Consider the following 13359-nt stretch of genomic DNA (forward strand, 5'->3'; position numbering starts at 1 on the left):
GGATTAAAGTAAAGAGAATAAAAGGTAATATGTAGATAATTATAATGAAGAAAAATACTTTAGCACTGCTGGAAAAAGCAAAACATTTACCGACAAAATCTGGATGCTATTTAATGAAGCGAAAGCGCGCTGGCATCGAAGAAATTCTTTATATTGGAAAGGCGAAAAACCTTCGTAGTCGAGTGTCTAGCTATTTTAATAGTTCTGAAAAATCACCAAAGACTCAAATTCTTGTCTCTCATATTCAAGACTTCGACTTTATAATGACTAAGACAGATGCAGAAGCATATATCTTAGAAAATAACCTTATTAAAAAGCATATTCCTAAGTATAACATCCAACTTAAAGACGATAAAAGTTATCCTTATATTCAAGTCGATATGAATGAAAAATTTCCACGACTTGTTTATACGAGAAGACCAAAGAGAAAGAAGAAGATTAAATTATTCGGCCCTTTTACAACGGGAAGTAACATCTTAAAAATTTCTAGAATTCTAACAAAGTCTTTTACTTTACGAGACTGTTCGATTGAAGAAATGAGAAAGAGGAAGCGCCCGTGTCTAATTTATCAAATGAAGCAATGTTCTGCTCCTTGTGTGGATTATATTTCTGAAAAAGATTATTTTAATGATCTTAACTACGTTATCAATTTCTTTGAAGGCCAAAGTCGTAATGTCTTAAAAATTTTAGAAGAGAGGATGTTTGAAGCTGCTGAAAGTGAGCACTTTGAAAGGGCCGCTGAAATACGAGATAGTATCGAAGAGTTAAAACAATTCTCATTAAGTTATGAAAAGCAAAATGTTGAACTTACGACTGAAAAAGACTTTGATATTGTTGCCTACCATGTTGGTGAATTAGAAATTGATATTTCAATTTATATGATGAGATCTGGAATCCTTCTTGGTCATAAAAACTATCACTTTGGAAAAGGTGATAGTGAGAATGAAAATCACGAGCTTTTTCAAACCTTCTTATTTCAATACTATTCAAATACAAAAGAGAAGCTACCAAGTCGTATTTATATTGATGAGAAAAAAGCTGATCTTTCAATGATTAGTGAAGCATTTAACGAAGTACTCGATCAAGAAGTCGAAGTCCAAAAGCCAATTGGGAAGATGAAAACTCTTTATGAGTTAACTCTTGATCATGCAAGAGAGCATCAACGCTTTAGAGTTAAAAATCTTGATGGACCATGGATTGGTTTAAATAAATTAAAAGAACTTTTAAATCTAAAAGAAACTCCTAAAATTCTTGAGTGTTTCGACGTTGCCATTTGGCAAGGAAAGTCACCAACAGCATCGCAAATTGTTTTTCGTGATGGAAAACCGGATAAGACTCAATATCGCTATTATCACTTAGAAGAAAGGCCAGAGGGCAATAACGATTTTGCCATGATGAGGGAAGTTTTAGCGAGAAGACTTAAGAAAGGAAAGCTTCCTGATGTCTTCATTGTTGATGGTGGGAAGGGACAAGTTTCAAGTTTTCTTGCAGTTCTTGAAGATTTCGAACTTGATATTCCTGTCGTGGGAATTGCTAAAATTAAAACGAGCAAACAAGACTCTTTTAGAGATAAGGAAGTTTCAAGTTCAGACGAACGTCTTATTATTCCTAATCGAATTAATCCTTATATCTTAAAAAAGACACCGTCTCTAATGAGAATTGTTGTGCAAATGAGGGATGAGGCCCACAGGTTTTCGAGAAAGCTTCATCATAAGAAGGAGAGAGATCGTATTTTTTCTTCGTGGTTTGATGATATTGAAGGAGTTGGTGAAAAGACTCTTAAAACAATTCATGAAAATATGGATTTAAATCTTAAAGAACTTTCGCAATTAAGTGTGATTGAAATAAGTCACAAGTTAGATATAAAAGAAGGGCTTGCTGAGAGAATCCATGCCAAGCTTATGGCCGAATTCCCTCAGAAATAACTGTCTAGTTAAGGTGGTGGATTTTTTTACGATTGCCGTGCCCGCAATCAGTACATCTCGAATTCTCGTGTATGTACAAGTTTTTATAATCCGATAGGTGTGTGTGAACCATTTTAGAGCCACAAACAGGACAATCATTTAAAACCTTATGTACTTGATCGGCATCACCAAATAACTCTTCAAAGTTTTCAAATTGGAAATCTGGATCGAATGACATTGTAGCAACTCCTTTAAATATTAATTACCACTGGGGATTTGAGATTGTGCAGAGTGTCCCAAGCAGTGGATGTAGTTGATTTATCGGCGGCTTAACAATGTTCTGAAATTTATGCTTTTTTTTTTAAAGACTTAGGGATATTTTACCCATAGGAAATAAAGTAATGGCGCAATTTTTAACCAAATTAACTAAAGATTTTAATAATATTTTAAAAGTCTCACGTGATGAGAAGCCGAATTACTGTGCCAAGTTATTTGAAAACACTCTTTGGTATCCTAAGTTAAAAGAGAGCAAACTTACTGCTAGCAAGGCTTCTTCGGATGAGCCTAGGGCCACACAAGTTGATTCTAAGCCGATTGTGGCCGCAGCTCAGCAAGAAGTTGCCAGAGCTGAAGAAACAGTCACAGCTCCAAAAATAGAAGTTCCTGTGGCACCTCAAAAGAGAAAGATTGATATTGCTGCCGCTTCAAATCCTAGTGAATCGACTCACACTCTGAAAGTTAATGATGATATAAATAAATTCCTTTCACAATATAATACATCTTGGAATCTTGAAACAATTCCTGGCTATCAGGATTATCAAGGCGAGGTAGATATTATCTTTTTTGGCCTTGATGAAATTGAAGAAGGGGAGCTCCCTGATTTTCTACCTTTATCAATGATTGAATCAGATCAAGATATTATGGGACGTATGATTAAGGCCATGAAGATCTCAAGTGGCCGCTTTATTCGTGTACCATTTATTAAAAAAGATGCCCGCGAGTTCCTCTTTACATGTTGTGCTCACTTTAAACCAAGATTACTCATTAGCCTTGGGGCTGCCGCAACAAATCTATGTTTAAATAAACGTGTTCGTCTTGCAAATGTTCACGGAGACTTCCATTCAGTTCAAATAGAAGTTGATGGAAATGCTCGGTTAATTGATGTCATGCCTTTATTTCATCCTAAATTACTAGAGGTAAATGAGTCCATGAAGAAAACGGCGTGGACAGATATGCAAAAAGCGATAAAATTTCTCTCAAGTTGAGTAGCTTAGTAAAATCATATATCATTTTATTAGATAAGTTGCTGGGCAAGGATGCCGCACAAATCAGGACGATCTTCGTTGAGAAATTTATTTATCTCTTTCATTATACTTTCTTCATTGAATTCTCTGGCGAGAATTAGCCCATTAGATAATTTACGATCAGGACACACGATAAAAGTTAGAGTAGCAAAAGACCTTGATAACGTTATGCTTGAAGGTGTTGATCTGACACGAAAAGTTGTTGCAACAAGGAATCGTAAAAGTTTTAAGGGCTTTAAGAAAATAAAAGTAAATTGCCAAAATTTACAATCTGCCAAGTCTGTTAAACCTCAGTACTTGGCCTCTCTTACATCGCAAACAGGACTAATTAGTTTTGATCGCAAGCAATTCATGGGGCAGATGCATATTGTAACGAGTGCCGATGGAAATTCTTGTGACGTTGTTAATGAGATGGATCTTGATGACTATATTGCAACACTTCTTGCTAAAGAGATGAACGCTTCTTGGCCAATTGAGGCCCTTAAAGCTCAAGCAGTTGCTGCTCGTACATACGCTCTTCATCACATGATGATTTCTGGACTTAAAAATGACACTCTTTATGATTTAGAGAACTCTGAAAAGCATCAGGTTAATGGAACATTTAATGATGTGACAGCAAGTACACTTGAAGCTGCAAAAGATACAGCAGGTCTTGTTTTAACAAATGGTGAAGGTAACCTTGTTCCTGCTTTTTTTCATGCAAGTTGTGGGGGAACAACATTAATCCCTTCTGATGTTTGGAGAAATGATGTTCACGGTTATTCAACTGTGAAGTGTGATTACTGTCAGAAAAAGAAGAATTGGGATTCTAAAATTACAAAGCTTCGATTTAAAAAATTTTTAAACTGGGCAATGAAAAAAAATTACATTGAACAACAAAGTTTAAAAAAGAAATTATTCTTGTATCCAGATAAAAGAGATGAAAAAAATCTTTACGTACAAAATGGTGTAAAGAAGATCAAAATCAAAAAGAGCTTATTCCGTCGCTACTTTGGCCGTGTTGAATTTCCTTCAAATCATTTCTATATGGTAGATGTTGGTGGAGCTGGTCTTCACTTTGTTGGAAAGGGCAATGGTCACGGTGTTGGTTTATGTCAGGTTGGTTCTTTAGGGCTTGCTCAAAAAGGAAAGGGCCATCGTGAAATTCTGGCCCATTATTTTCCGAAATTAAATATCTTAAAACTTTATTAGTTTTTAAATCATTAAGGACATGGTGTTGAGAAAGTCACATTCATCATAACAGGTCCTAGTGTTCCTTGCATTGGCTGAGAGTACTGGAAAGGTGCTGCCGTAATTTGAAAGTGAGCAGCATCTATTGTTGCCGCTGGACAATTCGCTCCTGTTCCTAAACTCATTCCTGTACTTAGCTGTATTCCTTGAAGTCCACGATCATCACCAATGATTGGGAACCTATAATTCTGATATGTAAAGTAACGTGAGCAAAGTGAGAGGCGAACATTGTATCCTACAACAGAGTTTCCATTAAGAACCTTTGTCATAATAAGAATATCACCGAAGCTATTTACTCCAACGTGATGTTGGTTTGATTCATTAGGAAGCATTCCTTCTTGTAAAGGACCATAAACAGAGTCATTATTATAAGAATATCCAGATTGAATATTAGCTACAATCGTTGCGCGTCTTTGACCAATCTTAAGGTAGTTTCCATAGCTATCCATGTTGAATCGATCATTACCATATTGCTGACAACTAAAAGCTTGAGCATTTACGAGACTATCGAATAAAGCCTGTCCTTGTGAGTCCATTCCTGTTGAGCCTGTATTTGAACCACTTCCACCTGTACCCCAGCCAGAGTAGTAGCCACCACTACCCTTAGAGTCTTGTCCACAGCTTGTTACAAGCATCGAAGCAATTGTCACAACCATTAATAACTTAAACTTTTTCATAATATCCTCAAATATTAGTTTTCACGCTATTTCTTGTATCGGTGAAAATTTAGGATTTCTTTAGAGATTGATAAAATTAATTAAGAATTTTTTTAAATTACCCGAAATAGTAAGTAATTATGACAGCTTATGAACAAGTAAAAGAATCAACATTTAAGATTATTACAGGCTCCTTTAAAGACTTTAAAAAGGATGATCAGGCGAAGTTTCGTTTAAAGATGGGACTAATTTTTGCAGTCATACCTTTTATCTCAATTTTTGTGGGATTCATTCTTAATTGGATTCTTTTAAAATCAACAATCATTTATATTACAGCTTATCGAAAGGATATTGATTATATCATCGATTCTCTTATTTATGACTATCTACAAATTGGATTAATGGAAGCCTTACCATGGATGATTATTTCAATTGCCTTCTTATTGGTAGCAGGAATTGTTCTTGCTCAACTGATGCTGAGACCATTTGATGAGATTGCACAATACTGTTTGGACTTTCTTGGAGCTGAAGAAAAAGTTACGAATTTCGATGGAGAGTTTAAATCTGAGTTAAGATTGTTATCAAGTTTTAGTGATTGGTTCTTTACCACCACTTCGACGCTGCGAATGAGTGGAAAATTAACTCAAATTGAAGTTCCTTCTAAATACAAGAGGATACACAAACCGGTCTTTGAAACCATGTTTTTTGTCCATAAGAGTATTTATGTGGCCATTACTTGTATTTTGACTGGGATGATTATTTTAATTATCAATTACGCTCTCTTTGATGCTGTGATTTCTGTAGTTAACGAAATCTTTACCAATGGTAAATTTGCTAAAGATTACTTTAGTAACATGGCCTTAATTCAGGACGACATTGTTGGTATTACAATAATTATTAATATTGTTTCTTATGGCTTTTTCATGGCCTATCTTTATAACAAAGTTGCAACGCCAGCATTTGGTATTTTTGCGACGATGCGATCATTCATTAGTGGACGATATACATCAAGAGTTCACCTTATCGGATACAAGTACGTTCGTCATCAGACGCGTGCCATCAACAAGTATTTGGACTATATGGAAAAAGAGTACTCAGTAAAAGATGATTGAGTATTTAACTTTGTTCAAGTAAAATCATAATAATAATTTGATGTGAAATTTGTTCATAATAACAAAAGGGATAGTAATGAAAAAAGCATTAGGCATTGTAATGTCATTAGTTTTACTTACGAGTTGTGTAGGTAAAGATGAAATCAAAAAAGCATTAAAAGATGATCCAACGATTTTAGCAGAAGCAATTAAAGCTAACCCTGCTGAAGTTATGGAAGCTCTTCAAGTTGCAGCTCAAAACGCAAAAGAAGCAATGGCGAAGAAAAGAGAAGAAGAGGAAAACAAAAAACTTCACGAGTTTATTGAAAACCCTCTTAAGCCAGAAATTAGATCAGATGAATCAGTTAGAGGTACTAAAGGTGGAATCATTACTCTAGTTGAATACTCTGACTTTCAGTGTCCTTACTGTACAAGAGGCTTTGATAATGTTGTTAAGCCAATGCTTGATAAGTACAAAGGTAAGGTTCAATTTGTTTACAAACACCTTCCACTTTCTTTCCACTCAGAAGCTAGAATTGCAGCGGCTTATTATGAAGCTGTAAGACTTCAATCAGAAGAGAAAGCATTTAAATTTCACGACATTCTTTTTACTCAAGAAGGTCAACAAAAACTTAGAAACCTAAAAGAAAAATACCTAAAGAAAACAGCGAAAGACTTAGGTGTTAATATGACTAAACTTGCTAAGGATGTTAAGTCAGATGCAGTTGAAAAAAGAATTGCTCAAGACGAAGCTGAAGCTAGAAAGTTTGATATTCAAGGGACTCCAGGTTTCGTAATTAATGGTGTACCAGTAAAAGGTGCTTACCCATTATCACACTTCGAAATGATTCTAGGTCTACTAAAAGAAAAAGGTAAACTAGATATCTAATCAGTGATCAAATTCAATTAAAATATGAAGGCCCACCATCGAGTGGGCCTTTTTATTTTTCCATGTTATAATATGATCATTGGAGGTTATTATGGTGAACTTCTTTGATCATAATCAGGTAAAAGTTAATAAAGAATTCTTTCGTGAAACGGCAAGACAAATTGATTATTCAATTGAAGATTTTCTTCATGATGATGTACCTCATTCTTTAGTTGAACAAAATGTTTTAAATACTGCATATATAAATCATCTAACATCTTTGTTAAAAATTAATTCAATTTTTGATTTGGCCCAAGAAGTTTTAGAGCTTGAAAGAAGCTTAGAGAAGCTTTCTCATCGTCTTCCTATTGATATAAAGATTCCAACAATGGAAACTTTTTATCATCAACTCGGACCTGTTTTTATACAACTTTTTGTCGAAGTAAGAGACCTTGAAGATCATAAAGAACTTGAAGGAGAGTGGCTAAAAGCAGTGAGAATCGCACTAGAGGAAGAGATAGTAGTTTGGCAAGAAAAAAACTTAAAATAAGTGTAAAAATAAAAAAAATCTTTAAAAGTTAAAAAAAACGCTAAAAAGCCTTGTCAAAGCGTGTTTCAAACTTCATCCTACTTTTACAACAACTAAATAACTAACTATTTGGAGTTAAAATGAACAGAAAAGAACTTGTAGAAGCAATCTTAAAAAACAAAGAATTAAGCCACCTAACTAAGAAAGATGCAGATGCATTCGTATCAACTACTCTTGAAACAATCAAGAAAGCAGTTAAGAAAGGTGACGATGTTTCACTAATCGGTTTTGGTACTTTCACAAAAGTAAGAAGAGCAGCTAGAACTGGTATCAACCCAGCTACTGGTGAAAAAATCAAAATCAAAGCTAAGACACTTCCAAAATTCAAGCCAGGTAAAGCTTGGAAGGAAATGTTCTAATTTTTGTTTGAAATTAGTTTCATAATAAGAAGCCTCCCTTAGGGAGGCTTTCTTATTTCTAGAGGCATATTTTGCCTATCACACCCTGTCAGCGTCAAAAAAACGTCGACATTTTGACACCACCACTTTTTTACATTTCTCATAAAGTCTTAAAATTGCAAAATTAATGGGCAGAATCTTCCGGAACATACTTTACTATCTTGTAGAAAATGGCCGCTAGATGTATAATTTTTGACGAGGCACAGTTTTTAAAGGAATTTTTTTCTGTGTGAAGTAAAGGATTTATAGATTATGGCAGATGGAAGTGCTGACAATTCATATCAAGGAAGTGGAAAGAACCCTCTACTAACAGTAGCTCTACTACTGAATATCGTATTAATGGGTGTTATCGCTTACTTTCAATACCAAACTCATTTAAAGATTTCACAGCAATCGTCTGTGGAAGATATTGTTAAGGCCCAAATGGCCGAACAATCTCAAGATAAAGATGTTGTAACTACTGGTGAAGCACAAGAAGAGGAAGGAAAGTTATTTCCACTTGATAGCTTTACGGCCAACCTTGCACAAGGCGATGGGCCACAACGATACATTAGATTAAATGCTGTTCTTAAACTATCGCTTAATGCGAAAGAAGAGGAATACAAAGCAAGAAAGCCTCAAATTAGAGATTCAATCATTAGTATTTTGAACTCTAAGAGGCCAAATGATCTTCTTAAAGTACAAGGTAAGGAATACCTTAAAGAAGAGATCAAATCAGCTATTAACTCTTATTTAGTTGATGGAAAAGTTTTAGATGTTTACTACGTTGGTTTCCAGATCAACTAGTTAATATAAAGTTTTAAGTTTAATTTTTGGCAGGATGCCAAGATCATCAAATCCTAGGAGGGGAACGATGGCACAGGTTTTAAGTCAAGACGAAGTCGACGCTCTATTAAACGCTGTTAACGATGGTGACGCAGATGATTTTCTAGGTGAAGGTGGAGATTTCGATGATGAAGCTGAAGACGAAAATATTCAGCCCTATGACTTAACTAATCAAGACCGAGTCATTCGTGGGCGAATGCCTATTCTTGAAATCATCTACGAAAGATTCATTCGTTCATTTCGTGTATCACTTTCAAACTCTCTAAGAAAGATCTCGACTATTTCGATGATCTCAACAGATCTTTTAAAGTTTGGTGAGTTTGTAAACACACTTCCGATTCCTTCGTGTATGTGTATCATGAAATTTAACGAGCTAAGAGGTCCGGCACTATTAGTATTCGAATCAAAGCTTGCTTATGCAATCATCGATTCTTACTTTGGTGGAACAGATCGTCCTTTCACAAAAATTGAAGGAAAAGAATTTACAGCGATTGAACTATCTTTCATGAGAAAGGTTATGGATATGGCCATTGCTGACCTTGAGGAAGCATGGGCACAAGTTCACCGTATTGATGCACAATACGTAAGAACTGAAATTAACCCACAATTCGTTGGTGTTGTTCCTCCATCAGATGTAATCATCGCAACAACTTTAGAAGTTGAATTCGAATCTGCTTCAGGAACAATTATGATCGTGGTTCCATACTCAACTATTGAGCCGATCAAGCAAAAACTTTCTTCAAATTACCAAACTGATAATGATATGGCCGATAGTATTTGGACAAGTGCTATGAATGAGCACATCAAAGATACTAAAGCCGAAATCGTTGTAAAACTTGGTGAAGCAGAGATGACTGTAGGAGACCTGCTTACTCTTCAAACTGGAGATATTATCCCTTTAAATCAAGAAGCTTCAAGTGAAGTAAAGGGAGCAATACAAGGTGTTGAGAAGTTAAGGTGTTTAATTGGTACATATAAAGGAAACAGAGCGGTGCAAGTTACACATGTTGATAAGACACCTAAAGTTTCTATGGATATTGATGTCGAATAATTAAGGGAGATATAGATGAGTGATCAAACAGAACTAAATAACCAAACACAAGGGCTTGAAAATTTCAATACTATGGAAGTTGAAAAACTTGCAGATGAAATCAGAGCTGGTGATGATGCAATCAATAAACTTAAGGTTCAAAACCTAGATTTTATCTTAGATATTCCTCTAAAGGTAACAGTTGAACTAGGTAGAACAGAAGTAATTATTAAAGACCTTCTTCAACTAGGACAAGGTTCGGTACTAGAACTTGATAAATTAGCTGGTGAGCCTCTAGAAATCCTAGTTAATGGAAAGTTAGTAGCAAAAGGTGAAGTTGTTGTTGTAAACGAAAAATTTGGTATTCGTTTAACAGATATCATTTCACCAATCGAGAGAATTGAAAATCTAAAGTAGTAGAAAAACGTAGGAACTAATTATGGCCAGACAACTTAAATTATTATTTTTAGCACTTTCACTTATTACGACGAATGCATTTGCTAGAGTTGAAGTAGGGAAGGTTAAGTTAACTAAAAATGGTTCAACAGGAGTTGTTACTGTTGGATTAAAAGGGAAGTTTGATACTACTCCTGAGTTAACAATTAAGGATGATATTATTCAAATTGCTCTTCAAGATGCAATCGTATGGCCAAAGATTGAGAAACAAGTATCTGTTAATGAAAAATTTGATACGAAGCTTCTAGCTTATCAATTTACTAAAGATGTTGCTCGAGTTCGTGCAATTCTCCCGTACGATATCAAGGGTAATGAAGATAAGGTAAGTTTAGAAGTAAGTGATAATGAAATTAAAATGTACTTTCCAATCACAACAAATAAAAAAGAAGTTGCAGTGACTAAAGCAGCTCCAGTTAAGAAAGCTCCTGTAAAGCAAAAGAGTGCAGAAGCTTATGATGAAAGCTACCTTGCAAAACTACTTAAAGATAAAGAAGAAGTATCAAAAAATAATAATAAGAATAACGTAAAGCTTGAAAAGACTAGTGAGTCTTTACTTGCTCTTGCCAAAGAGAAGAATGAGCAGATTGAAGATACTGTTAGCAATCTTTCTTCAGGTGTTGAAAAAGGTGGATTTCAGATGTCGACTTATATTTTTAAATTTATCGGCTTTTTTGCTCTATTTGCTGCAGGGATTTTCTTTTTAATGAACTTCTTTAGAAAGGGAATGTTAAAGAAGGGTGGATTAGGACTTTTCTCAAATGCAAAAATGGTTGAAGTTTTATCGACAACTTATCTTGCACCGAAAAGAAGCCTTCTTGTTGTTAGAGTACAAAAGCAAGTCTTTCTAATGGCACAATCTGAAAAAGGGATGGATTTCTTAACTGAAATTAAAGATACAACTGAGTTCTTTAAAGAAGGTGAGAAAGCGTTAACTGGATCTAACTTTGATACTAATTTAGATACTGCTAATTCAGGTTCTAAGGAATTTAAATTAAAAGAAGTTGCTATGAATATGAAAGAGGCGAGTAACTCGACGACTTCATCACAACAAGATATTTTAAATAGCCTTGCAGGGCAAGCAACTCAAGAAGAGAAAGTTAGCTTAACTGCTCAAATTAAGAAAAAAGTAAAAGACATGAAGTCTTTACAATAATTTTATTAAAAATAATTCAATAGGAAGTTGGATGAAGAATTTTTTAAGAGCATTATTAATATTTAGTATTGGGGGATGGCTAAGTACGATCTTTGCTCAACAATCAACTAACCTGGGACTTCCAGGTCTTTCTGTTAATTTCGGACAGGGTGTTGATCTCGTTGATACTATCGAACTAACTATTCTTTTTACAGTACTAACTCTTGCACCGGCGGTTTTAATTCTTTGTACATGTTTTACAAGAATTATCGTTGTTCTATCATTCATGAGACAAGCAATTGGTACGCAAAGTATGCCACCAAATCAACTTCTAATCGGTTTTGCACTCTTCCTTTCTGTATTTGTTATGCAGCCAACGGGAGAAGAGATTTATGCAACAGCTGTAAAACCTTATATGGATAAGAAAATTACGACAACTCTAGCAGTCGATCGCATTGAAGGTTCTCTGAGAAAGTTTATGAACAAGCAAGTTCGTAAAGCTGATATAGGTCTTTTCTACGATGTAACTAGTCGTCAGGCACCTCAGTCAATTGATGATGTTCCAATTCATTTTTTAATTCCTGCTTTTATTATTTCAGAGTTAAAGACAGCATTTCAAATTGGATTCTTACTATATATTCCATTTCTTATTTTAGATATGGTTGTGGCTTCAGTTTTAATGGCCATGGGGATGATGATGCTTCCTCCGGTAGTTATTTCTCTGCCTTTTAAATTATTACTATTTGTTCTTGTGGACGGTTGGCAACTTGTTACTGGATCACTTTTACGTTCATTTAATTAGGAGTAGTCATGGACTTTTTTTCTGACATCGCAAGACAAGCAATCACAATTGGACTAATGATTTCAGCACCAATGTTAGCAGGTGCACTTATTATGGGTATCTTAGTTTCAATTTTCCAAGCGGTTACTCAAATCAATGAGCAAACACTTTCATTTATCCCTAAGATCTTAGTTATTGTTGGAGCTCTTGTTCTAACTGCTCCGTGGATGACGGATCAGTTAACAACTTTTACAAAAGATTTAATTATTTCAATTCCTAGTCTTGTTACTGGAAGGTAGGCGAAATTAGATGACAATTCAAATTACTGACATTGTCCCAATCATTGCGTTCTGGTTAATTTTTACCAGATTGCTGGCCATTAATTTTCAACTACCTATTTATGATAACTTACCAATCCCAATGATTGTTAAGATCTTATCGACACTAGTCATGAGCTTTTGCTTCTACCCATATATCCAAGGAGAAGTAATCAAAGACATCATGTATGTAGGCAAGGACCAGTTCTGGGCGCTAACTATTATTTACACACTTATTGGATTGGTAATCGGATATTTGGTAAAATCAATTATGGGTATCTTCCTGTCAGCAGGTAGTATTATTACCCAGCAAATTGGATTTGCGGCCATTCGCTACTTCGATCCATCTTCGGGTCAGCAAGTAGGTCCTTTCGAAAGGCTAATACAATGGACTGTTCTCGTTATGGTTGTTTCTTCAGGTGCTTTACTACCAATGTTTAAAGGGATTTTTGAATCTTTTTATACAATTCATATTTATGATTTTGGTGTATTTGCGAAGTCACACATCTTCTATATCGAAGCATTCAAATCAATTTTTATTGCTGCAATTATGCTGGCAACACCATTAATTTTTACAAATATGCTCATCAGTACGGTTCTAGGAATTATTGCTCGTACTGTTCCACAAATGAATATCATTATGGTTAGCTTTGTCGTCAATATTGGACTAGGTCTACTAGTATTTACGGCAACAAGCGATGAGTTCTTTCAAGTAGCATTTAGAATGTATACTGAAAGACTTGGCGAGTGGTTTAACTTTATACTTTAAAGGGGTAAG

16 protein-coding genes are annotated in these 13359 nt (G+C 35.0%); 14 read left to right on the plus strand and 2 right to left on the minus strand.

From position 1 onward, the window contains the following. Positions 1–44 precede the first annotated feature (44 nt). Positions 45–1925 carry an excinuclease ABC subunit UvrC gene (gene uvrC, locus ACMAWV_RS11240; protein ID WP_412470352.1) on the plus strand — a complete coding sequence of 627 codons (1881 nt, stop codon included), beginning with the start codon at positions 45–47 and terminating at the stop codon, positions 1923–1925. A gap of 4 nt (positions 1926–1929) precedes the next feature. Here the strand turns inward: uvrC and ACMAWV_RS11245 are convergent, their stop codons facing one another. Continuing rightward, positions 1930–2142 (minus strand): hypothetical protein, encoded by a 213-nt coding sequence (locus ACMAWV_RS11245; protein WP_021267851.1) that lies wholly within the window; start codon positions 2140–2142, stop codon positions 1930–1932. Between the two features lie 163 nt (positions 2143–2305). Between ACMAWV_RS11245 and ACMAWV_RS11250 the strand changes: the two genes are divergently transcribed. Both ACMAWV_RS11250 and ACMAWV_RS11255 read left to right on the plus strand, forming a co-directional pair. Then, entirely contained in the window at positions 2306–3169 is an 864-nt protein-coding gene (locus tag ACMAWV_RS11250; protein ID WP_412470351.1) for a hypothetical protein, read from the plus strand. Positions 3170–3247: 78 nt separating this feature from the next. Beyond that, positions 3248–4399: a SpoIID/LytB domain-containing protein gene (locus ACMAWV_RS11255; RefSeq protein ID WP_158246853.1), complete on the plus strand. Its 1152-nt coding sequence runs from the start codon at positions 3248–3250 to the stop codon at positions 4397–4399. Positions 4400–4410: 11 nt separating this feature from the next. On the opposite strand, the gene ACMAWV_RS11260 is transcribed toward ACMAWV_RS11255, so the two are convergent. Next, entirely contained in the window at positions 4411–5115 is a 705-nt protein-coding gene (locus ACMAWV_RS11260) for a hypothetical protein (protein WP_103217774.1), read from the minus strand. Positions 5116–5234: 119 nt separating this feature from the next. On the opposite strand from ACMAWV_RS11260, the gene ACMAWV_RS11265 reads away from it, so the two are divergent. The 11 genes from ACMAWV_RS11265 to ACMAWV_RS11315 all read left to right on the plus strand — a co-directional run bounded on the left by ACMAWV_RS11265 (position 5235) and on the right by ACMAWV_RS11315 (position 13350). Further along, entirely contained in the window at positions 5235–6206 is a 972-nt protein-coding gene (locus tag ACMAWV_RS11265) for a hypothetical protein (RefSeq protein ID WP_103217775.1), read from the plus strand. Between the two features lie 76 nt (positions 6207–6282). Beyond that, entirely contained in the window at positions 6283–7074 is a 792-nt protein-coding gene (locus tag ACMAWV_RS11270; RefSeq protein WP_103217776.1) for a DsbA family protein, read from the plus strand. A 91-nt stretch (positions 7075–7165) separates the two neighbouring features. Next, the gene (locus ACMAWV_RS11275) at positions 7166–7603 is read left to right on the plus strand and encodes a hypothetical protein (protein WP_392993434.1); all 438 of its coding nucleotides are present in this window, start codon (positions 7166–7168) and stop codon (positions 7601–7603) included. Positions 7604–7722: 119 nt separating this feature from the next. Beyond that, positions 7723–8001: an HU family DNA-binding protein gene (locus ACMAWV_RS11280; RefSeq protein WP_021268333.1), complete on the plus strand. Its 279-nt coding sequence runs from the start codon at positions 7723–7725 to the stop codon at positions 7999–8001. Between the two features lie 291 nt (positions 8002–8292). Continuing rightward, positions 8293–8826: a flagellar basal body-associated FliL family protein gene (locus ACMAWV_RS11285; protein ID WP_103217778.1), complete on the plus strand. Its 534-nt coding sequence runs from the start codon at positions 8293–8295 to the stop codon at positions 8824–8826. A gap of 67 nt (positions 8827–8893) precedes the next feature. Then, positions 8894–9916 carry a flagellar motor switch protein FliM gene (gene fliM / locus ACMAWV_RS11290; protein WP_392993431.1) on the plus strand — a complete coding sequence of 341 codons (1023 nt, stop codon included), beginning with the start codon at positions 8894–8896 and terminating at the stop codon, positions 9914–9916. Between the two features lie 15 nt (positions 9917–9931). Beyond that, the gene (gene fliN, locus ACMAWV_RS11295; RefSeq protein ID WP_021268549.1) at positions 9932–10312 is read left to right on the plus strand and encodes a flagellar motor switch protein FliN; all 381 of its coding nucleotides are present in this window, start codon (positions 9932–9934) and stop codon (positions 10310–10312) included. A gap of 22 nt (positions 10313–10334) precedes the next feature. Next, positions 10335–11504, plus strand: a complete 1170-nt coding sequence (locus ACMAWV_RS11300) for a flagellar biosynthetic protein FliO (RefSeq protein ID WP_103217780.1) — start codon at positions 10335–10337, stop codon at positions 11502–11504. 31 nt (positions 11505–11535) lie between these two features. Continuing rightward, a complete protein-coding gene (gene fliP / locus ACMAWV_RS11305) occupies positions 11536–12285 on the plus strand; it encodes a flagellar type III secretion system pore protein FliP (RefSeq protein ID WP_103217781.1) in 750 nt (249 codons plus the stop codon). A gap of 8 nt (positions 12286–12293) precedes the next feature. Continuing rightward, positions 12294–12563, plus strand: a complete 270-nt coding sequence (gene fliQ, locus ACMAWV_RS11310; protein WP_021267947.1) for a flagellar biosynthesis protein FliQ — start codon at positions 12294–12296, stop codon at positions 12561–12563. A 10-nt stretch (positions 12564–12573) separates the two neighbouring features. Continuing rightward, on the plus strand, positions 12574–13350 hold the full coding sequence (locus ACMAWV_RS11315; RefSeq protein WP_103217782.1) for a flagellar biosynthetic protein FliR: 777 nt from the start codon (positions 12574–12576) through the stop codon (positions 13348–13350). Positions 13351–13359: the final 9 nt, after the last annotated feature.

This window comes from Halobacteriovorax sp. RT-1-1, assembly GCF_047085455.1.
Taxonomy (GTDB): domain Bacteria; phylum Bdellovibrionota; class Bacteriovoracia; order Bacteriovoracales; family Bacteriovoracaceae; genus Halobacteriovorax_A.

Bases quoted from the DNA above. Each gene is read 5' to 3' on its own strand.
- uvrC (WP_412470352.1), top strand. From the start codon at position 45: ATGAAGAAAAATACTTTAGCACTGCTGGAAAAAGCAAAACATTTACCG.
- ACMAWV_RS11245 (WP_021267851.1), bottom strand. From the start codon at position 2,142: ATGTCATTCGATCCAGATTTCCAATTTGAAAACTTTGAAGAGTTATTT.
- ACMAWV_RS11250 (WP_412470351.1), top strand. From the start codon at position 2,306: ATGGCGCAATTTTTAACCAAATTAACTAAAGATTTTAATAATATTTTA.
- ACMAWV_RS11260 (WP_103217774.1), bottom strand. From the start codon at position 5,115: ATGAAAAAGTTTAAGTTATTAATGGTTGTGACAATTGCTTCGATGCTT.
- ACMAWV_RS11265 (WP_103217775.1), top strand. From the start codon at position 5,235: ATGACAGCTTATGAACAAGTAAAAGAATCAACATTTAAGATTATTACA.
- ACMAWV_RS11270 (WP_103217776.1), top strand. From the start codon at position 6,283: ATGAAAAAAGCATTAGGCATTGTAATGTCATTAGTTTTACTTACGAGT.
- ACMAWV_RS11275 (WP_392993434.1), top strand. From the start codon at position 7,166: ATGGTGAACTTCTTTGATCATAATCAGGTAAAAGTTAATAAAGAATTC.
- ACMAWV_RS11280 (WP_021268333.1), top strand. From the start codon at position 7,723: ATGAACAGAAAAGAACTTGTAGAAGCAATCTTAAAAAACAAAGAATTA.
- ACMAWV_RS11285 (WP_103217778.1), top strand. From the start codon at position 8,293: ATGGCAGATGGAAGTGCTGACAATTCATATCAAGGAAGTGGAAAGAAC.
- fliM (WP_392993431.1), top strand. From the start codon at position 8,894: ATGGCACAGGTTTTAAGTCAAGACGAAGTCGACGCTCTATTAAACGCT.
- fliN (WP_021268549.1), top strand. From the start codon at position 9,932: ATGAGTGATCAAACAGAACTAAATAACCAAACACAAGGGCTTGAAAAT.
- ACMAWV_RS11300 (WP_103217780.1), top strand. From the start codon at position 10,335: ATGGCCAGACAACTTAAATTATTATTTTTAGCACTTTCACTTATTACG.
- fliP (WP_103217781.1), top strand. From the start codon at position 11,536: ATGAAGAATTTTTTAAGAGCATTATTAATATTTAGTATTGGGGGATGG.
- fliQ (WP_021267947.1), top strand. From the start codon at position 12,294: ATGGACTTTTTTTCTGACATCGCAAGACAAGCAATCACAATTGGACTA.
- ACMAWV_RS11315 (WP_103217782.1), top strand. From the start codon at position 12,574: ATGACAATTCAAATTACTGACATTGTCCCAATCATTGCGTTCTGGTTA.